The sequence below is a fragment of the Novosphingobium sp. HII-3 genome, from assembly GCF_002916655.1.
Taxonomy (GTDB): domain Bacteria; phylum Pseudomonadota; class Alphaproteobacteria; order Sphingomonadales; family Sphingomonadaceae; genus Novosphingobium; species Novosphingobium panipatense.
The window spans coordinates 1-19,912 of the sequence record NZ_PPSM01000016.1 but is presented as its reverse complement, the minus strand read 5'-3'; the positions used below and the strand labels follow the sequence as shown (position 1 = coordinate 19,912).

The 19,912-nt window shown below is 64.5% G+C and carries 16 protein-coding genes; 10 read left to right on the top strand and 6 right to left on the bottom strand.

All coding sequences use genetic code 11. The annotated features are described in order from the left end of the window. The first annotated feature begins 2 nt into the window (after positions 1 to 2). From C2R25_RS07850 to C2R25_RS07820, 7 genes are all read left to right on the top strand, one after another. Positions 3 to 728: a FliH/SctL family protein gene (locus C2R25_RS07850; protein ID WP_103728731.1), complete on the top strand. Its 726-nt coding sequence runs from the start codon at positions 3 to 5 to the stop codon at positions 726 to 728. Between the two features lie 123 nt (positions 729 to 851). Further along, positions 852 to 2,417, top strand: a complete 1,566-nt coding sequence (gene fliF, locus C2R25_RS07845; RefSeq protein ID WP_103728694.1) for a flagellar basal-body MS-ring/collar protein FliF — start codon at positions 852 to 854, stop codon at positions 2,415 to 2,417. Positions 2,418 to 2,427: 10 nt separating this feature from the next. Continuing rightward, a complete protein-coding gene (fliN, locus tag C2R25_RS07840; protein WP_103728693.1) occupies positions 2,428 to 2,790 on the top strand; it encodes a flagellar motor switch protein FliN in 363 nt (120 codons plus the stop codon). Then, positions 2,790 to 3,251: a helix-turn-helix domain-containing protein gene (locus tag C2R25_RS07835; protein WP_103728692.1), complete on the top strand. Its 462-nt coding sequence runs from the start codon at positions 2,790 to 2,792 to the stop codon at positions 3,249 to 3,251. The genes fliN and C2R25_RS07835 overlap by 1 nt, the downstream gene beginning before the upstream one ends. Positions 3,252 to 3,342: 91 nt before the next feature. Then, on the top strand, positions 3,343 to 5,418 hold the full coding sequence (gene flhA / locus C2R25_RS07830; RefSeq protein WP_103728730.1) for a flagellar biosynthesis protein FlhA: 2,076 nt from the start codon (positions 3,343 to 3,345) through the stop codon (positions 5,416 to 5,418). A 51-nt stretch (positions 5,419 to 5,469) separates the two neighbouring features. Continuing rightward, positions 5,470 to 7,002 carry a flagellar hook-length control protein FliK gene (locus tag C2R25_RS07825; RefSeq protein WP_103728691.1) on the top strand — a complete coding sequence of 511 codons (1,533 nt, stop codon included), beginning with the start codon at positions 5,470 to 5,472 and terminating at the stop codon, positions 7,000 to 7,002. A gap of 8 nt (positions 7,003 to 7,010) precedes the next feature. Further along, complete coding sequence (locus C2R25_RS07820) at positions 7,011 to 7,673, top strand: flagellar hook assembly protein FlgD (RefSeq protein WP_103728690.1); 663 nt, start codon at positions 7,011 to 7,013, stop codon at positions 7,671 to 7,673. Positions 7,674 to 7,681: 8 nt separating this feature from the next. Here the strand turns inward: C2R25_RS07820 and C2R25_RS07815 are convergent, their stop codons facing one another. Then, positions 7,682 to 8,020 (bottom strand): hypothetical protein, encoded by a 339-nt coding sequence (locus C2R25_RS07815; RefSeq protein ID WP_103728689.1) that lies wholly within the window; start codon positions 8,018 to 8,020, stop codon positions 7,682 to 7,684. Between the two features lie 296 nt (positions 8,021 to 8,316). After that, positions 8,317 to 9,189 (bottom strand): LysR family transcriptional regulator, encoded by an 873-nt coding sequence (locus tag C2R25_RS07810; RefSeq protein ID WP_103728729.1) that lies wholly within the window; start codon positions 9,187 to 9,189, stop codon positions 8,317 to 8,319. A 121-nt stretch (positions 9,190 to 9,310) separates the two neighbouring features. On the opposite strand from C2R25_RS07810, the gene C2R25_RS07805 reads away from it, so the two are divergent. Then, positions 9,311 to 10,825 carry an acetyl-CoA hydrolase/transferase family protein gene (locus C2R25_RS07805; protein WP_103728688.1) on the top strand — a complete coding sequence of 505 codons (1,515 nt, stop codon included), beginning with the start codon at positions 9,311 to 9,313 and terminating at the stop codon, positions 10,823 to 10,825. A gap of 79 nt (positions 10,826 to 10,904) precedes the next feature. On the opposite strand, the gene nhaA is transcribed toward C2R25_RS07805, so the two are convergent. Then, entirely contained in the window at positions 10,905 to 12,116 is a 1,212-nt protein-coding gene (gene nhaA / locus C2R25_RS07800) for a Na+/H+ antiporter NhaA (RefSeq protein WP_103728687.1), read from the bottom strand. A 374-nt stretch (positions 12,117 to 12,490) separates the two neighbouring features. Here nhaA and C2R25_RS20370 point away from each other — a divergent pair, with 374 nt between their 5' ends. Both C2R25_RS20370 and C2R25_RS07795 read left to right on the top strand, forming a co-directional pair. Further along, the gene (locus tag C2R25_RS20370; protein ID WP_158250627.1) at positions 12,491 to 12,664 is read left to right on the top strand and encodes a hypothetical protein; all 174 of its coding nucleotides are present in this window, start codon (positions 12,491 to 12,493) and stop codon (positions 12,662 to 12,664) included. A 317-nt stretch (positions 12,665 to 12,981) separates the two neighbouring features. Then, positions 12,982 to 15,627 carry a bifunctional diguanylate cyclase/phosphodiesterase gene (locus tag C2R25_RS07795; protein ID WP_158250626.1) on the top strand — a complete coding sequence of 882 codons (2,646 nt, stop codon included), beginning with the start codon at positions 12,982 to 12,984 and terminating at the stop codon, positions 15,625 to 15,627. 130 nt (positions 15,628 to 15,757) lie between these two features. On the opposite strand, the gene C2R25_RS07790 is transcribed toward C2R25_RS07795, so the two are convergent. The 3 genes from C2R25_RS07790 to C2R25_RS07780 all read right to left on the bottom strand — a co-directional run bounded on the left by C2R25_RS07790 (position 15,758) and on the right by C2R25_RS07780 (position 19,642). Then, positions 15,758 to 16,753 (bottom strand): siderophore ABC transporter substrate-binding protein, encoded by a 996-nt coding sequence (locus C2R25_RS07790; RefSeq protein ID WP_103728685.1) that lies wholly within the window; start codon positions 16,751 to 16,753, stop codon positions 15,758 to 15,760. A gap of 35 nt (positions 16,754 to 16,788) precedes the next feature. Further along, on the bottom strand, positions 16,789 to 18,771 hold the full coding sequence (locus C2R25_RS07785) for a TonB-dependent receptor domain-containing protein (protein ID WP_103728684.1): 1,983 nt from the start codon (positions 18,769 to 18,771) through the stop codon (positions 16,789 to 16,791). Positions 18,772 to 18,883: 112 nt separating this feature from the next. Next, positions 18,884 to 19,642 (bottom strand): hypothetical protein, encoded by a 759-nt coding sequence (locus C2R25_RS07780; protein WP_103728728.1) that lies wholly within the window; start codon positions 19,640 to 19,642, stop codon positions 18,884 to 18,886. Positions 19,643 to 19,912 lie beyond the last annotated feature (270 nt).

Below are 19,912 nucleotides of genomic sequence, written 5' to 3'. Positions count from 1 at the left end.
TGATGATGGACGCTGCGGCCACCATACAGCCCTTCGGCTTCGACCGGGTGTTCTTTCACAAGGTCGACACGCCGGTCGCACCGCCGCAGCTGCCGGATGAGCCTTCCTTTGAAGCGCTTCAGGAGCAGGTGGAGGATCTGCAGGCGCTTGTCGAGCGGATGAAGGCTGAACATGCCGCGGAGCTTGCCCGCGCTCGCGCCGACGGCTTTGAGGCCGGAGCCGCGCAGGCGCGGACGGAACGCGGCGAGGCGCTGCTTGCAGCAACGGACGCGCTTTACGCCTCCTTGGATCTCGTCGAGTGCCGCTTTGACGAAGCGGCGCAGCGGATGGTGGGTGAAGCCGGGGCCGTGGCCTTTCATGCGGCGGAAATGCTGGCCGGCCATGCCATTGATGAGGCTCCGGCAAGGGCCATTGACGAGGCTCTGGGCCGTGCGCTCGATCAGGTGGTGCGCGGGACCGCGCTGGTCGTGCGCGCCAATCCCGAGATGTGCGAGGATATCGCGGCGCTGATCGAGGCCCGCGAAGGCCGTGCCGGTCGTGCGCTGTCCATTACCGTCGTCAGCGACGAGGAGGTGGCACCGGGAGACGCGCGTATCGACTGGAACGCGGGCGGCCTGGATGTGGACGCGCAGGCCCGCCGCGCCGCCGTGCTGGCCGAACTCGACGGGGTGCTGCGACCTGCCACCCAGCGCGGCATGCCAGATGGCCGGGTGCCGCGCGAGGCTTGATCGCCTTTGCAGGGCGACGCCGCGACACAAATTTCCATGAACCCGGCAAGTCTTGCCTAGTCTTATCCTATAATACCCTCGAAGGCGTCGCGCAGCGGTGCCGTTCATCGAGGAAGGCGGCACTTGGACGCGTTGCGCAATTTCGTAGGGCAGATCGGCGTGCGCCGGGCGGCTGCCATGGCGGCCGTCGCGCTTGCCCTGCTCGCGGGGCTCGGCTGGGTTGCCATGCGCACGCCGCAAAGCGCGATGGGCTACCTCTACACCGATCTCGACCCGGCAGCGGCGGCAACCATCACTGAAAAGCTGAAGGCGCAGGCGGTGCCCTTCCAGCTTTCAGCCGATGGGACCGCCATCATGGCGCCTGTAGACAAGCTGCCGGAACTGCGCATGGCCATGGCTTCCGAAAAGCTGGGCGGCAAGATCGGCTATGAAGTGCTGGATGAGGAGGAGCCGTTCGGCATTTCCTCGTCCCGCGCCAAGCTGAACGAGACACGCGCGGTAGAGGGCGAACTTGTCCGTTCCATTGAAAGCCTCGATCGGGTCAGCCGCGCGCGCGTCCATGTCGTCATGCCCGAGCGCGCAATGTTCGAGACGGAGCCGCGCGAGGCGAGCGCTGCGGTGACGGTGAAGACCAGCGGCCGTCTTCCCGGGGAGGCCGTGCAGGCGATCCGCTATCTCGTTTCCTCCGCGGTGCCCGACCTGTCCCCCGAAGCGGTTTCCGTCGTGGACCAGACCGGGGCTCTGCTCGCACGGGCCGGAGAGGGTGAGGGCGGGGCCAGCGACATCGAGGACCGGCAGGCCGCCGTCGAGGCGCGTCTGCGCGACCAGATCGAAACGATGGTCGAGCCGATCGTCGGCCAGGGCAAGGTGCGTGCCGAAGTTTCCGCGGTTCTTGAGCGGGATCAGGTGCGCGAGGAATCCGAAACCTTCGATCCCGACAAGCAGGTCGTCCAGCACCAGGTCACGGTCGAATCCAACAACCAGAGCAACGAGAACGCTGCCGGGGCGCAAGGCGCCACCGTCGCCGCGCAGCTTCCCGAGAACGAGGGCGCCGTCGCAGGCGGCGGCGGGGACAGCCGTCGCTCGGCGCAGAACGAGACCTCGGAGGACGTCACGTACCAGAACAGCCGCGTGCAGAAGGTGGCGGTGCGCACCCCGGGCCAGGTGAAGCGCCTCACCGTGGCGGTCATGGTGGACGGCGGCGAAAAAGGATTGCCCCAGCCCCAGTTGGAACGCCTTCAGCGGCTTGTCGAGAACGCCGTCGGCTTCGACAGCGAGCGTGGCGACAGCGTCGTCGTCGAGAATATGCCCTTCGCCGCACAGGAACTCGACAGCTTCGAAGGCGGCCTGCCGTTCGGGCTGACGGTGGATCGCATTCTCGACATCCTGAAGATCCTGCTGGTGGGCGGTATCGTGCTCTTCGCTATCCGCATGTTGCGGCGGCCCAATGCACCGGCCCTGTTACCCGCGCCGGCGCCCGAGGACGGTGGCAACGGCGCTTCCGAGGGCTTCGTCACGCTCGGCCAACTGGAACCGGTAACCGATCCGGAAACCCTGCTCGACCAGGAAATCGCGCTCGCACATGTCGACGGGCGGGTGAAGCTCTCGGCCATCAATCGGATCGGAGAAACCATCGCCTCCAATCCGGCGGAGTCCGCCTCCGTCATTCGCCAGTGGATGAACACGTGAAAGGTAACCGATGAGCGACGAGCTTGAACCTCGGCAACTCGCCCCTGCGCATCTGCCGGACGAGCCGGACGGCGATACAGCGGATCAGGCGACGACCACGCTGCCGCCCCGGCCGTCAACGCCTCCCACGCCCGACGATCTGCAAGCCGTCTTCGATGTTCCCGTCAAGGTGCAGGCGGTGCTTGGCCGGTCCAAGATGGACATCGGCGACCTGCTCCGCCTCAAGCCTGGCATGGTCGTCGAACTGGACCGCCGTGTGGGAGAGCCGGTCGACATCTTCGTGAACAACCGCCTCATTGCGCGGGGCGAGGTCGTGCTGATCGATGCCACTCTCGGCGTCACGCTGACCGAGATCGTTCGCAAGGAGGGCTGATGATCGGCCCTTCTCCTCATCCCACGCGCCTGCGGCTGGTGGGGGAACTGACCGAGGCGACGCGCCTTGCGGCCGAAATGGTGCGCGGGTCCGCCACCAGGATCGGCGTCGGTGCGGCGAACCAGGCGACTCTGGACGATTGGGCCGGCTCCGGCACGGACGTCGTCGTGGTCGATCTTTCAGTCAACCTGAAGGACGTTCTATCCCGCCTCCGAGGCGTCGGAGGTTCGGTGACGGCTTCGGTCTCCGGCCTCGTCGGGCAGAACATCGCCGACGTCGAGCGGGAGCTTATACTCCAGACGCTGCACCACTGCGGGGGCAATCGCAGCGCGGCGGCGGCGATGCTGGGTATTTCGGTGCGGACCATGCGCAACAAACTCCGGTCCTTCAGCGCGGAGGGAATGGAGGTGCCGCCGTCGTCCGCCAACGCCCCCCGGCAGCAAGATGGGGCCGTGACGTGAAGGGTGAGCGGGAAGCGGTGCAGCCTTCGCCGAGGGGCAGGGCCTGACTGTGGCGTCCACGGCATCCTCGAAATTCCAGCTTCCTGAAAGACTGGGCCTGTTCGTAGCGCGGTTGGGCCCTGGCCGCGACCTTGCGCTGGCGCTCGGTGTGGGCGCGATCATCGCGATGCTCATCCTGCCGATGCCGGCCTGGTTGCTCGACATGGGGCTGGCCCTGTCGATTACCGCTTCGGTGCTGATCCTGATGACGGCGCTCTTCATCGAAAAGCCGCTTCAGCTGTCGAGCTTTCCGACCATTCTCCTCATCACGACGATGCTGCGCCTCGGCCTCAACCTGGCCTCGACCCGGCTGATCCTCGGCCACGGCCATGAGGGGCACGAGGCTGCCGGAGGCGTGATCGCCGCCTTCGGCGAATTCCTGATGGGGGGCGAGACGGTCATCGGCCTCACCATCTTCGCGATCCTTATCGTCATCAACTTCGTGGTCATCACCAAGGGCGCCGGCCGCATCGCCGAAGTCGCCGCCCGCTTCAGCCTCGACGCGATGCCCGGCAAGCAGATGGCCATCGACGCCGACCTGAACGCCGGCATGATAACCGAGGAACAGGCCCGGGAACGCCGGGCCGAGATCGAGGCGGAAAGCGGCTTCTACGGCGCGATGGACGGCGCCTCGAAGTTCGTGAAGGGGGATGCGGTCGCCGGCTTGCTCATCACGGGCATAAACATTGTCGTCGGGCTGATCGTGGGTGCCGTCATTCACGGCGTCCCCTTCGGTGAGGCGTTCACGACCTACACGATCCTTACCGTAGGCGACGGGCTCGTCAGCCAGATCCCGGCACTGATCGTTTCCACGGCTGCGGGCCTTCTGGTTTCGAAGGGTGGCGTCGTCGGCAAGACCGGGGCTGCGCTTGGGGAGCAGCTTGGCCGCTATCCCAAGGCCTTCGGCATAGCCGGTGCCCTCATGGTGGCGCTGGCGCTCATGCCGGGCCTGCCATTTCTGCCGTTCGCGCTGCTGGGCGGGCTTTGCGGCTGGCTGGCATGGTCGATGAGCCGCAAGGCTGAAACCGCAAGCGCGGCCGCCCGTATGGAGGAAGCGGCGGCCCTGCAGCGGCAGAACGCCGCACAGGCCGAGGAGCCGATCGCCCGCACCCTGCAGATGGACGCCTTGCGCATCGAATTGGGTTACGCCCTGCTCCCGCTCATCAACGACGCCAGCGCAGAGCCTCGCCTGGACGATCAGGTCCGGGCCTTGCGGCGCCAGCTTGCAATCGACTACGGGTTTGTCCTGCCTGCCGTCCGCATCCTGGACAACCTGGCGCTTCAGCCGAACGAGTACGTCGTCTTCGTGAAGGAAACGGAGATCGCGCGCGGCGAACTGCGCATCGGGAAGCTGCTCGTCATCAATGCAGGGGGCGGCGAAACCGGCCTCAGCGGCGAGGCCACGCAGGAGCCGGTGTTCAAGCTGCCCGCGCTTTGGATCGAACGCGAACTGCGCCAGGAGGCCGGATTCCGCGGCCTTACGGTGGTCGATTGCGGCACCGTGGTCACCACGCATCTGACCGAGATCGTCAAGGACAACATCGCGGATCTGCTATCCTATGCGGAAACGCAAAAGCTGCTCGACGAGGTTCACAAGGAATCGGCAAAATTGATCGCGGATATCGTGCCCTCGCGCATTTCCATCTCGGGCGTGCAGCGTATCCTGCAGAATCTGCTGGCCGAGGGTGTGTCGATCCGGGATCTGCCGACAATTCTCGAAGGTGTGGCCGAGGCGAGCGCGATCACAGCCAATCTGACGCAGGTGACGGAGCATGTCCGCGCGCGGCTGGCGCGGCAGATCTCCGCCCAGCACACCCTGAACGGGACGATACCGATCGTGGCACTCGGGCTCGTCTGGGACGAAGCGTTTTCGGAGGCGATCATCGGCCAGGGCGACGATCGCCACCTTGCGATGGCGCCCTCCCAGTTGCAGGCGTTCATCGCGGCGGTTCGCGAAACCTACGACCGTCTTGCGGCCCAAGGCGAGATCCCCTGCCTGCTGACCAGCCCCAGCCTGAGGCCGTTCGTGCGCTCCATTATCGAGCGTGTTCGTCCCGCCACGATTGTGCTCTCGCAAAACGAGATCCATCCGCGCGCACGGCTGCGCAGCCTGGGCGCGATCGGATGAAGATGATGCGCTGCAACCGTTCTGGTCGCGCACCCTCTATGATGAGGTCTGATGGCACTCACCCCGTTTCCTTTTCCTGTATCGACGGCCGTTCTCACCGGGCCGATGCCGGCGTCCGCATCGGCAGCCGGGGCCCAGCCGGGCGTGCTCTTCGCGGCCGTGCTGGAGGCGGTGAGCGGAGGGGGCATGCCAGACGGGGCGGTGGCAGTGTCGCCGCTGCCGGGTGTCGCTGAGGCACCGCAAGGGACGGCTGCGAGGGACGAGGGGGTGTCCCGGTCATCCGTTCCAGGCGCACTGTTGATGAAGGCAGCCGAAACGGTGTCGGCGGTGTCCGTACGTTCAGTGACTGACCCTGTTATTTCCATTCCTAGGCCACCGCAGGTCGGTGAGCAGGCGGATGGCTCCCTGCGGGTGGACATGGCGCCGGTCGCGGTCGATGCCGAGGCTGGGAGCGTGCCCGCTGTTGGGCCGGAGGGATCGAGTGGCGACGCGCCCGCTTTCCTTGCTGCTCCGTTTGCCGATGCAGCTGTTTCGGAACCGGAGCCTCTTCCCGCAGTGCAGGCCCCGGCGCTGACACCGGAGGATCCGCAAGCTTCACCTGCCTCGCAGGAGGAGGAGCCGCGCGCGACACCTGCGGTCGCGATTGACCTGCCGTTGCAGCCGCCGCTGGTTTTCCCCGGTGAAGATGGCGTGAGCAAGGGGGCCGAAGCTGCCGGAACCACCGACCTCGTTGCGGAGTCGCCCGAGGTGAGGGCCACGACGAACGAGGACGCTGTCGCCATCCACACGGAGGATCAGGACAGCGCGGCTTCTCCGGCTGCCAGCGCTTTGCCGGTAGCAGTCGTGATACCGGCAATCGAACGTCCGGTGACAGGCGCGCAGAGCGAAAGGGCGATACAGATCCAGCCTTCGGCCGTCAGCCACGAGCGGAGCGCCACCGATCCGGCGTCGGTGCCGCGGGACGCACCTGACGCGCTTGCTCCGGCTTCCCCCGACCTGGCGGTGTCTGAGGGCGCAAGGGCCGGCACCGCTGCCGATGGGCCTTCTTTCGATCAGCACATCAACGCCGTTCTGGAGCGTTCGTCGTCTGCGGCCTCTCCGGCAATGGCCCGTCCGCCGGCAAGTCACGGGGCCGAGGCGACCGTCGCTCTGCGGGAGGGGCGGTTCGGCAATGACATCGGTGTTGCGATCGCAAGGGCGGTGGACCGTGTCGATCGCGGCGCGGGCGAGATCTTGCTGATCCGGCTGGCGCCGCAGCATCTGGGCCGGGTGGACGTGGAGCTTTCCTTTTCCGAGGATGGCACGCTGCGCGCGGTCGTCTCATCGGACAACGCGATGGCTCTGGACCTGATGAAGCGGGAAAGCGGCCAGCTTGATCGTGCCCTGGCCGATGCGGGCGTGCGTGCCGACACGCAGTCGCTCCGCTTCGAAAGTGGCGCAGGCGGGCAGCAGCGCCATGGCGCTCGCCCGCATGTGCCGACATCTCCCGCAGGCGACGGGGGTGTCTATCCTGACCAGCAGGAGATCGCCGCGCCCATCCTCCCGTCGTTGCGAGGCAGCGGCCAAGTCGACCTCATGGCATAAGGCAGCCTATGACCACCGTTACCGATACAGCGACCAAGGGCATCAGCGCGACGGCCGGAGCCACCTCGGGCCTCCTGGCCGATTACAACCTGTTCCTCAAGCTGCTCACGACGCAGATGACGAACCAGGACCCGCTCGATCCCATGGACACATCGGAGTACACGGCACAGCTGGTGCAGTATTCGCAGGTAGAGCAGTCGATCCAGCAGACCGGCAAGCTGGACGACATCATGAGCCAGCTCCTCTCCCAGCAGATGGCGCAGGCCTCCAGCTATATCGGCCGGGAGGCCCGCTTCGATTCACCTGTCTCCGGTCTGGGCGATGCCCCGGCGCGCTGGACGTACTACGTCGACGGTTCCCCCTCCACGATCACCGCAACTGTGAAGGACTCGCTGGGCGCCACGGTCGCGACCGTGGCACTGGACCCGGACGCTCAGGGAACGTTCGAGTGGGACGGGACAAAGTCGGACGGCAGCAAGGCTGAGCCAGGCGCCTATACGCTGTCCATAAGCACCGTGAACGCGTCTGGATCAAGCCTCACGACCACCATCAACTCGGTCGGCCGCGTGGACGATGTCGTGACCGACGGATCCAGCATCATGCTCGGCGTCAACGGCATCCGCTTCTCGGCGACTGGACTGGTCGCTCTCACCGCCGGCAGCGAGGATTGATGGCAAAATCAGTCGAGAATCGACACCGGCTCGACATCCGGGGACGTTCGGTCTCCGTCCGGCCTCGTGTGGGCAAGGATCGTATCAAGCCGACTGCAGCCGGGGATGCGTTCCGGCAGAGCCAGGATCATGAGGCAATCGGAGACGGACGGGTCCTCGATTGGGCCAATTATCTCCTCCACCTCTGCCGGGCTGAGGTTGGACTGGCTCAGGCACCGCAGGGCGGCCGCCTGCCAAAGCTGCTCGGGTGAATCCACCCGCAGCTTCAGAGAGAACCAGTATTCCTGCTGCGCCCCCGAGGCTGGAGCGTTCCCGCTGCCCAACCCCCAACCTGTCGTATCCGCCATACGCACTCTCAAGCACTTCAGACCAAGTCCACGGCGGCCCGCCCCCCGGGCCCGCGACGTAAGGTCAACCCCAACGGCCAAGTGATGTCCGATGCATTCACCAGTCAGCCGTCTGGTCTATCTGTATATCACCCTAGAGGGCATGAAAGCGGGCACCAGCAACAAAGCGTTGATAAAAGGCGAGTAGAACAACGGTTCAGCGCAAATCGACCCTGACGACCGGGCGTGGCCCCATCCTTTCTGAGCATTCATGGCTACTGGAACCCTGCCGGCGCTTCCGTACGGCGGCGAATCAGTCAGCCGGGCGGGTGCGGGAAATGCTCGACCAGGAAGTCCAGGGCAACGCGTGTTCGCATCGGCATCCTCATGCCTCGAAAGCCGTGGGCGATCAGGACGGCGACGGGCGGAATTGCAACCTGCGGCAGGACGTGGGTGAGCAGCCCGCGTGCGAGGTCTTCCTCCACCTGGATACGCGGAAGCAGCCCGATGCCGCCACCGCCGCGTGCAGCGCGCAGTATCGCTTCACTGCTGTTTGCCCGCAGGAAGCCCGTGACGCTGAATTCCTTCCCCTCAAGGAGCCATGGGCTTGGCCGGGCGGCGTAGCCATAGGCCAGGCACTGGTGCCCCGCGAGGTCGCTGACGGAAACGGGGACACCGTGCCTGCGAAGGTACCCCGGCGAGGCGGCCAGTATCCGGGGCAAGTGCCCCAAAAGCGTGCCTTCGGCGCCGTCTTCCCCCACCCAGAGCCACAGATCAAGGCCGCCATGATCGGTCGCATCGTGCCAATCGGCCATCAGCCATTCGACCAGCAGCTCGGGATGCTGTTCGGAGAGCCGGCCGAGCCGCTCGGCATAGTGCAGCCCCAGTGCCGTCGTCACACCGATCCGTACCAGACCCCGGGCTGCCACGGCGCCCGCAAGGTCGCTTTCCGCAAGGCCGACCTGGTCGAGAATCGCCACCGCGTGTTCCAGCAACCGTTCGCCGTCTGTCGTAAGAACCTGACGGCGGGTGGTGCGTTGGAACAGCCTGACACCGAAATGGAGTTCCAGGTCACTGATGGCTCGAGCGATCGTGGTGTGGCTTAAGTTCTGGCTGCGTCCGAGCGCGGAGAAGCTGCCTTCTTCCGTGAGGCGAACGAACAGGCGCAAGGATCGGATCAGATCGCTCATTTGAACGGTCATAGCACAAGTGATGTGCCGAATTGCTATATTGTCTTCGCCTTCGCACGGATCGAAGGAGAAGCGATGAGGACCGAGGCCCCGAGAAGGCCAGGAGATTGAGAGGCAACTCATGACGAAGCGTATCGCCCGTGACGACCTGCGTTCGAAGATCATGTCCGCTGCGGACGCTGCCGCGCTGATCAAGCACGGGCAGACCGTCGGCATGAGCGGGTTTACCGGCTCGGGCTACCCGAAGGCCGTGCCGGTCGCGCTTGCCGCCCGTATCGAGGCGGAACACGCCGCCGGGCGCGCAATGCGCGTGAAAGTCTGGACCGGGGCGTCCACGGGGCCGGAACTGGACGGTGCGCTGGCCAAGGCGGACGGTATCGAATTGAGGCTGCCCTACAACTCCGACCCGATCGCGCGCGAGCGGATCAACAATGGCGAGATGGACTATCTCGACATGCACCTGTCGCAGGTGGCGCCGATGGCCTGGCAGGGGTTCCTCGGGCCGCTTGACGTTGCTGTCGTCGAGGTGACGGCCATTCGTCCGGACGGTTCGCTGGTGCCATCCTCGTCGGTCGGGAACAACAAGACCTGGCTCGATCGGGCCGAGGCAGTGATCCTTGAGGTCAACTCCTGGCAAAACCCGGCGCTGGAGGGGATGCATGACATCTACTACGGCACCGCTCTTCCTCCCCATCGCGTGCCGATTCCCCTTGTTCGGCCCGACGACCGGATCGGTGAAGCCGCCTTTCGTTGCGATCCGTCGAAGATCGTCGCCATCGTCGAAACCGACGCGCCCGACCGCAATCTGCCGTTCACGCCGCCGGACAGCGCGGCGCTGGCAATCGCCGATCACATCATTGAATTCCTGTCGCATGAAGTGGCGAAGGGGCGTCTGCCGGCTTCTTTGCTGCCGATACAGTCGGGCGTCGGCAATATCGCCAATGCCGTCCTCACGGGACTGGTCGACAGCCCCTTCGACGATCTGACAGCCTACACCGAAGTGATCCAGGACGGCATGCTCGACCTGATCGATGCCGGGAAGCTGCGGATGGCCTCCGCCACCGCATTCTCACTGAGCCCGGACGCAGCCCTGCGCATCAACGCGGAGATGGAGCGCTATCGCTCACGCATGATCCTGCGCCCACAGGAGATCAGCAATCATCCGGAGCTGGTGCGCCGCCTTGGCTGCATCGCCATGAATGGCCTCATTGAGGCGGATATCTACGGCACCGTCAACTCCACCTGTGTCATGGGGTCACGCATCCAGAATGGCATCGGTGGTTCGGGCGATTTCGCGCGCAACGCCTACATCTCGATCTTCATGACGCCCTCCATCGCCAAGGGCGGCGCGATTTCCGCCATCGTGCCGCAGGCGGCGCATGTGGATCATATCATGCAGGACGTGGCCGTGCTGGTGACCGAGCAGGGTCTGGCGGACCTGCGCGGCCTCACACCGCGCAAGCGGGCCGCCCTCGTGATCGAAAACTGCGCGCACCCCATGTATCGGGATGCCCTTCGCGATTATTATGACCGCGCCAGCCGCACCTCGTTCGGCAAGCACGCTCCGTCGCTGCCGTCGGAGGCTCTGTCATGGCACCAGCGCTTCATCGACACCGGCACGATGCTGCCGAGCTGAGGAACGGGACCAAGGCTTAAGGAACAGGGGGCGCGAAAGCGCCCCCTGTTCCTTAAGGTCACGCGGAGCCGAGCCGCTTTCAGCGCACGAACTCTGCCTCAACGTTCCGTTCCTCGCAGCCGGATACCTCCGGCCGGGACATGCGGAGCAGGGTGTACCCCAGCAGGCCCGAGAGCAGCGAACCGGCGAGGATGCCGATTTTCGCCTCCGCCTGAAGGATGGCGGCATCGGGATAGGCCAGCAGCGCGATGAACAGGCTCATGGTAAAGCCAATACCGCACAGCAGAGAAACGCCCAGCATCTGCATGCGGCTGGCGTAGGCCGGCGCATCGGCAAGTCCAAGTCGGATGGCGATCATCGACAAGCCGAAGACGCCGATGGGCTTGCCAAGCAGCAGGCCAAGGGTAACGCCAAGCGTCACAGGCGCGGTGAAGGCGTCGGCGGGCAGGCCGAGCAGGGGGACGCCGGCGTTGGCGAAGGCGAACAGCGGGACAATGAGGAAGCCTACCGGGAGATGCAGGGCGTGCTCGAGCCGGTGCAGCGGGCTCTCCGCATCGCTGTCAGAGCGGCTGGGCGTCCTGTCGAGAGGAATGGTGAGAGCGAGGACGACACCCGCAAGGGTGGCGTGAATGCCCGAGCGGAACACGAAGAACCACAGGGCGGCACCGAGCAGCAGATACGGCAAGAGGCGGTGGACCTTGAAGCGGTTCATCGCAACGAGGGCGACTACGATCGCTCCTGCCCCCGCAAGGTTGCCGAGCGAAAGGTCAGCCGTGTAGAACAGAGCGATGATGATGACCGCTCCCAGGTCGTCGATTATCGCGAGAGCGGCCAGGAAGATGCGCAGGGAGGCCGGAGCGCGCTTGCCCAGCAGGGAGATGACGCCCAGGGCGAAGGCGATGTCCGTCGCCGCGGGTATCGCCCAGCCTCGCGCTGTCGGGCCGGTGTTGAAGGCGTAGAATATGAGCGCCGGCACCACCATGCCACCAAGCGCCGCAACCCCGGGCAGGATCCGCCGCGACCATGTCGAGAGTTGTCCATCCAGCATCTCGCGCTTGATTTCCAGCCCCACGAGAAGGAAGAAGACGGCCATCAGCGCGTCATTGATCCAGTGTCCGAGGGACAGCGGTCCCACGTAGGTGTGCAGGATCGCCTCGTAGGTACCCGCCAAAGGCGAGTTTGCCACGATCAGCGCCAGCGCCGCGGTCGCCATGAGGACAAGTCCCGCTGAGGACTGGCCATTGAGGAAACGGCGCAGCGCACTGGGGGTCTTGAGACGAGTAATGGCCATGCGTACTCCAGGCGAGGGTCAACATCGCTGGCGGCCCGACCAGCGTTACGAAACCTGCCCGCCTTGGCGAGCACCCGGGGCGTTTATAGGCATGGTGGCCCGGGTCCCGCAACCGGCGCGGCGCAGTTTAACCGAGAGATCCCGCGCCGAGCGTGGACGGGGAAGCGGCTCGCCGCTCGTCTCTTCCCGAGCCGCGCCAGGTTTTCGGGGCGGGCACCCGGTCATCCGAGTTGCTGGCTTGCCGCCGATGAAGTGGCCCCGCGTCAAAGAGCACCATAGTGGATCACAATCAGGCATCCGGAGGGAACGCCTGCCGTGCTCCGTTCATTCCTGACTTATTCACCACCGCAACATGCCGTGTAAGGAGTCGTGGAATGGAAAACTTGTGGGCGTTCGTCATCATCGGCGGACCCATCCTCCTGGGCCTCGCGATCGCGTACGCGACGATCCAGTACTTTCGGCGGGACCGCCGCCTCGATGCCGTCTCGGACGAGTCAGCACGTGAACTGCGCGAGGAGCTGCGCCGGGAGGAGCAGAAGGTTCGGTAACCTGGCGGAACGGAAAAACTCCGTCACCTTAACGTAGGAGTATCCCTCGGCCGAACAGCTTGACTGTTGAATGAAGATGTGGATGGTACAGATGTCTCCATGATAGAAACAATTTCACGATCATGATGGTAGAGGTCTAATAATAATAACAGGGAGTTGCCGTGTGCATTTCGGGTGTGAGCGGGAAAATCGTTTCTGCACAAGTAAAAACCTGAAGGCGCGGCATGGTGATCCTGCATCCCATACGGGGTATTACGGAAGCCTCTGATGAAGCCTTAAGAGAGCAGTTTGCACTCTTGCGGGTTCAGATCCCGCTCATGTACGCTCTCCTGTCGATAAATGTGCTGTTCCTCGCAGCTGCCATTTATCACGACGTGCCGCCCCTCTACAGCCTCGGGTTCCCGGCGGTACTTCTTCTGGCGATCGCTCTCCGCTCGATCATGTGGCTGCTGCGCCGGCAGGACACGGCGACGGCGCCGCGGATCCGGCGCTATCTGTTCGGCACGCTGGCCGCTGCCGTGGTGCTCGGGGTGGCCTTCGGCGCCTGGGGTCTTCTGCTGCTGCAGATGATCGAGCCTGCGCGTTTCACGGCGGTCGTGCTTTACCTGTTCGTCTCCTCAATCACTTGCTGCTATTGTCTTCAGGCCCTTCCGGCGGCGGGCTGGGCGGTTCTCGCCTTCGGCACCATGCCGGCCACGTTCGTGCTGATCTTTTCGGGCCATCCCTACGACGCCGGTGTCGGTATTCCGCTCGTGCTGGCGGCGGCGCTCATTCTGTGGACACTGGCGCACAATCGGGGCGCATTCGACGAACTCCTGCGCTCCCGGGCGGAGATGAGGAACCTTGTGGGCGCGCTGGGGGACAGCCAGGAGCACTACCGGCAATCGGTGGCTCTGAATCCTCAGATACCCTGGATCGCGGACAGGACTGGCAGCACCATCGAGCTCAGCCCTCGCTGGTCGACCCTGACGGGCCTTTCCGTCGAGGAGGGGCTGGGTTGGCAAGGCGCCGCAGCCCTTCACCCGGACGACCTGCCACAGGTGCGTGAGAGATGGCAGCGCGCGCTGAGTGGAGAGGAGGACCATCTCGATGCACGCTACCGCCTGCGTCATGCGGATGGCACATACCGCTGGATGCGGACGCGAAGCTTTCCACGGCGGGACGAGAACGGAGAGGTTCTTGCCTGGTATGGCACGCTGGAGGACATTCATGACCAGATGCTGGCAGAACAGGCCCTGCAACAAAGCGAGGAGAGATACAGGCTTGCCTCGCTTGCTACCAATGACGTCATCTGGGATCTGCGGATGGACGGCAGCAACGTGGAATGGAGCAGCGCGGTTGCCACCGTTCTGGGCTATCCGGAGGCGCTGGCGGGCACATCGCGCGACTGGTGGGTGGAGCGTATCCATCCCGAGGACCGCCCGCATGTGCTGGAACGGTTTCGTGACGTGGAAACCGATGCCTCGCTCCGGCACTGGAGCCTTGCCTTTCGTTTTCTGGCAGGGTCCGGAACCTATCTGCATCTGAATGCCAGAGGCTATGTGGTGCGCGATCCTTCCGGCCGGGCGACAAGACTGATCGGCGCGCTGCAGGACGTCACCAAGCAGGTGCTGTTCGAGCGCAGCCTGCGCCGTGCGGCGCATTACGACGCGCTCACCGGCCTGCCTAACCGTACGCTGTTTGCGGAACGTCTGGATGCGGTCCTTGCTCAAGCTCATGATGAAGGGAAAGGGGTCGCCCTGGCAATCCTGGACCTTGACCGGTTCAAGATGATCAATGACAATCTCGGACACGATGCGGGTGACGCCATGCTGTCGCAGCTGGCTGTACGGCTCAGTCAGATCATCCCGCCCGAAGGCACGGTCGCCCGGCTCGGTGGCGACGAGTTCGCCGCGATCCTACCAGGCTTCGACGCCGAGACCGATCCGGTCGGAGCAGTCGATGCTCTTCTGTCGACCGCACGTGCGCCCGTCTCCTACAAGGGAAGGCAACTCGATCTCGGATTCAGCGTCGGTGTTGCGGTCGCCTTCGGCCACGGTGAGGCGCCTCGCGATGTCCACAAGAGAGCAGACCTTGCGCTCTACGCCGCCAAGAAGGAGGGCGGCGGACGCATCCGCTGCTATCGTGCTGAGCTCGGCTTCGAGGCGGAGCGCGAGATTCAGATGCTCTATGATGCTCGCGAAGCGTTGCGCCACGACCGGATCGTACCCTTCTATCAGCCAAAGATATCGTTCCACACGGGCGAATGCGTCGGGTTCGAGGCTTTGCTGCGGTGGCACCACGAGCAGGTTTTCCGGACGCCAGACGAAATAGCGGCAGCCCTGTCCGATCCCGGCACTTCGACGCAGATCACCGACCGCATTCTGGACAAGGTGATCGGGGACATTCTTGCATGGGAAGCCGAAGGGCTGCGCTTCGGCCGGGTCGCGGTGAATTCCTCGACCCATGATTTCAGCCGCGGCGACTTTGCCGAGCGGATACTCACAAGATTGGAGAGGGCGGGGGTGGCGGCCCACAGGATCGAGCTTGAGGTGACGGAAAGCGTTCTGACGGAACAGCTCTCCACTTCGGTGGAAAGCACGCTGCGCACGCTCTCGGACGCGGGTGTAACGATTGCGCTGGACGACTTTGGAACGGGTTATGCCTCGCTCACCCACCTCAAGCAGTTCCCGGTGGATGTGCTGAAGATCGACCGCTCGTTCATCGAGCAGATCGACCTGCGTGAAAGCGAGGATGCCATGATCGTGCGAACGATCCTTGATCTGGCAAAGCGCCTAGGCATCCTGACCGTGGCCGAGGGCATCGAAACCGCGTCCCAGGCGCGCGCCCTGGCGCAGTGGGATTGTGATGTCGCGCAAGGCTATCTCTTCGGCCGGCCTACAGACGCGGAAGCGGCTACCCGACTGCTGCAAAACTGGGACGCGGCTGCAGCGCTGGAGACGTTCAGGGGCGGCGTTCAATGATCGCGTGTCACCGTCCGACGGGAGACCCGCTGCGGCACTGCGCCAGCGAACCTGTTCTCTGCTCCGCTGCATGGCCGGTTCTGCTCGCTGCAGAGCCGGCCTGCGTGGGACAGGAGGAAGTAAGTGGCGATTAATTCGCCGCCTTGAACGACGCGAGGGTGGCCTTTGCGCTCTGCGACAGGGCATCTATACCGGCGCCGACGAGGTACCAGGTCTTGGGGTCGAGATAGACGACGCGGCCGGCCTTCCACGCGCTGGTGGCGCTGATGCGCGGATCTTGGGCGAGTGTTTGCCGCGCAGTGCTCGGCGCCGTGCCCGTGGCGGCAGAGCGGTCGATGACGAAGATCCAGTGTGGATCGGCGGATAAGCCGGCTTCGAGCTTCTGCTGTTGCTGCCGGTGTGCCAGCTCGGCTTCGGGCGAGCCGGCGGGCGCGCGTCCGCTACGCTCTGTGGCTTCGACAGCAGGCACGGCTGAACGGATGCCGATGAAGTCATAGACGTGGCCGAACCGATCGCCAGGCGCATGGACGGCAACGCCTTGGCCAGCGCTGAACAGGAGGAGGCCGGTGCCTTGCCGCCCGGCTTCGGCGTGCAGTTCGGACACAGCCGCTTCGAACTCGGTCACGCGTTGGCCAGCCTGCTCCTCGACGCCGAACAGGTGCCCGAGCTTGCGGGTGTGGTCGATCACCGTCGCCGCCAGATCGCCTCCCTGCGAAGAGAGATCGATCGTCGGCGCTAGACCGGCAAGCTCGACATACTTCCTGGCAGACCGCCCGCCGATGATGACAAGGTCGGGCTTGAGCGCCGCCAACGCGGCGGTATCGGGTTCGAACAGAGTGCCCACGTTGGCGTAGCGAGGAGCGGCGTACCGGGCCAGGTGCGGCGGGAGGTTGCCGTTGCCGTCAGCCCCCTTGGGCACCCCCGCGACAGCGTCGACGCCCAGCGCGTTAAGGATGTCGAGCGTTGCGAGATCATAGACCGCGACCTTCTTCGGAGCCTGCTCGAGCAGGGTCTGGCCCTTGGCATGGGCAATCGTGACCTCCTTGGCGGGTGCGGCGCCGGCAAGGGTCAGGGCCGCGATGGCGGCGCTGATACCCAGAAGCGCTTTTCTTGAGAATGTCGGCATGCTGTCTTCCTTCCCTGTTCCAGACCTGACGCAGCTCAGAACCGCGCGGATATCCCTGCCCACGCACGAGCACGATCGTTGACGTAGCCATACTCCTCATAGGTCATCTGCTTATCGAGGATATTCTGGATGCCCAGGCGCAGCGTGAGGCGTTCAGTCACATCGAGGGCAGCGCCGACATCGACGGTGGCATACCCCGGAGCGATGATGTTGGAGGCGCTGATCGCCGTCGCGGCCTGCAGTTCCTTGCCGTAGTAGATGCCGCGGATGAAGCCGCTGAAGCGTGAGCCTTCCGGACGGTAGTTCAGCGCAAGGCTTCCTTGCAGTTCAGGTGTCTCATTGAGGGCCGCCCCGGCGTTGATGCCGGTTAGCTGCTTCGAATCCGTGAACGTGCCGCTGGCGCTGAGAGTGAAGGCCGCGCCGATCGGAGCTCGCAGGGACGCCTCGACGCCGCGGATGCGGGCCTTGTCCACATTGAGATACGTAGTTCCCGGCCGACCGCTGCTGTTGTTGGGCTCGCTGGTGCACCATGCGCCCGCTTGTGCGCACGTGACGCGCAGGATCTTGTCGTTGAAGTCCGTCTGGTATGCGGTCAGGCTCGCCTCGAAGCGCCCCTTGCTGTAGATGACGCTGCCTTCGTAGGTGAGCGACGTTTCCGCCTTCAGGTCGGGGTTGCCGTACACGGTGCCGCCGCGGCTGTTCTGGCCCCAATCCGCCAGTGTCTGCCGAATGTCGGGAGCGCGGAAGCCGCTGGACACGCCGCCCTTGACGATCAAGTCGCCGGTCACTTTCCACACGCCGTAGATGCGCGGCGAGAGACGGCTGCCATAGAGATCGTGATCGTCGAAGCGCAGGCCCGTGGTCAGGGCGAAGCCGGGTATGAAGTTCCATTCCGCTTCGCCGAACAGAGCCCACTGCAGGCGGTCGGCCGCGTCCCTGACCTTGCCGTCGACGGTAAGTCCGTTGCCCGAAGGCGCGTAAAGGTCGATGTAGTCGAAATAGCCACCCGCGTTAATCGTGTGCCGGCCGATCGGCACGATCCAGGAGGACTGTGCCACGTAGTTCTTGATGTTGACGTTCGTCTCGCGGCGGGTGGCGTCCTCCAGCTGGACGTAGGACTGCGACGTCACGGCACCATACTTGCCCGTGTGGTTGAGCGAGTAGACGAACCTCTCCTGGCTCTGCAGCGAGGCGGTATCGGTCGCCAGCAGGGTCTTGCCCGGCGTTTGCTGCGTTTCCTGGTAGTAATAGGAGGTTTCCAGGATAAGGTCGTGATCCGAGCCAAGCTTGAAGCCCAGCCGGCCCGTAAGGTTATCGTCCTTTCGCTGCGGCGTGCCGTAATAGACGGTGTCCTCGTTGCGCCGGTTCATTCCGCCCGAGAGCTGCAGCCCCACGACATCGGAAATGATCGGGCCGCCTGCGGAGAAGCTTGCGTCCCAGTAATCCCCGTACTCACCGAAAATCTGCCCTGTCCCATTGGCACGAACGCTTCCGCTCCACTTATCGCCGACGCGACGGGTGATGACGTTGATGACGCCGCCCATCGCATCCGAGCCGTAGAGCGAGGACATCGGCCCACGTACAACTTCGATGCGCTCGATCTGCTCGAGCGGCGGCAGCATGCCGCTTTCGGTGATGCTGCCTCCGTTGGTGCGTGACTGACGTGAGTTGAGGCGGCGACCGTCGACAAGGATCAGGGTGTAGTTCGCACCCATGCCGCGAATAGAGATATCGCGCGAGTTGCCCTCACCAGGCGTGATGGACACACCGGGCACATCCAGAAGCGCATCGGTGATCTGCCGGTAAGGCGCCTCCTCCAGCCGTTCGCGGGAAATGACGCTGATGGAAGCCGGAGCCTCGATGGCCTGCATCTCGAAGCCGGTGGCTGTGACCACGATGTCATTGCTATCTGCGGCGGCATCGGCGGCTTCTTCGGCGCAGACACTGCTGGAGAGAACTAGGCCAAGGCTGAGGAGCGGCAGACGAGAAGCTCTGAGCGCGGCATAGGCAAACGACATCTAAACACCCCTTTGGCGACCCCCCAGGGCCAAGTGGCGCTCAGCTACGGCTAATGCTAACAATTCGCAACAGCAGAATTATGTCTTTTTATGTACAGGCTTTTTGGGCCGTTCAGCCGGCGAACCGCCGACGATGCAGGGCGAGCACCGGCTTCACCGCAGCAAGGGCAGCCTTCATCTCCTCTCGAAAGGAGCGCGGCCGATGTATCGCCGAGTGGGCAGCGCATACCACTGTTGTGTCGGCCCAGGCCTCCGCCAGGCCCAGGACCCATTGTTCGAAGGCGTCCGCTGCGTCGGCCCTGTCGCCGAGGGCCCTCGCGAGCATCGGGTGGAATCGCAGGCGTGGGGAAGGAAGCAACGGCCTGAGCAAGGCAGGCGGGGTGAAGACGTTGATCGTGTCGTCCACGTGAAGGATGCGACTTGCCCGGTGGCGGACCAGGACAGAGCCCACATGCACCCGCTCATCCCGGCATACGAAATCCACGCCTGATGGTATGGCAAATTCAAGATCCGCGCCGAACCGCTCCTGCGTCGACGTGACCTCGATCCGATCCTTCGACCAGGGAAGGTCTGGATACTCTCGATGATGCCGCTCGGTGCCGATCAGCGTCGCGCGCGGGAACAGCTCATGGAGCACTCGGCAGTGCAGAGTGTGGAATGGGTGTACGTTGACGATCGCGTCAATCGCCTCGCCGCCGTTCGTCAGCGCCCGGACGGCGGACAGTTCCTCTTCCTCGGGTCTGTAGCTGTCGATGAGCAGGAACCGACCATTGGACTGCCGGACCAGCGACATCTGTGTGCCGATGTTCAGGATCCCGGCGATCCTGAAATCACCGCGAATGGACCAGAAATCTCCCGCAAGTTGTTCCACGTTCGGCATCTCCTTCGTAGAGGAAATAAGCCGCCCCCGCGAGGGTTCCGCCGCCTCCGCGAGGGTTCCGCCGCCTCCGGTGGCGGGCGGACGGGCGCCCGCATGTCCCGTTGCCCCTGTTGAAAACATTTTTGAAATTAGTGTTTGACCGAATCGCGGGGTCACCTTAGAGGGCGCTTCACCGCAGCGGACCACACGGTTTTGCAGCGGTCGCCAAGAGAGACGGACAGCTGGTTTCCCCCGGTCGCAAGAAAGGGGGGGGCGATGGTT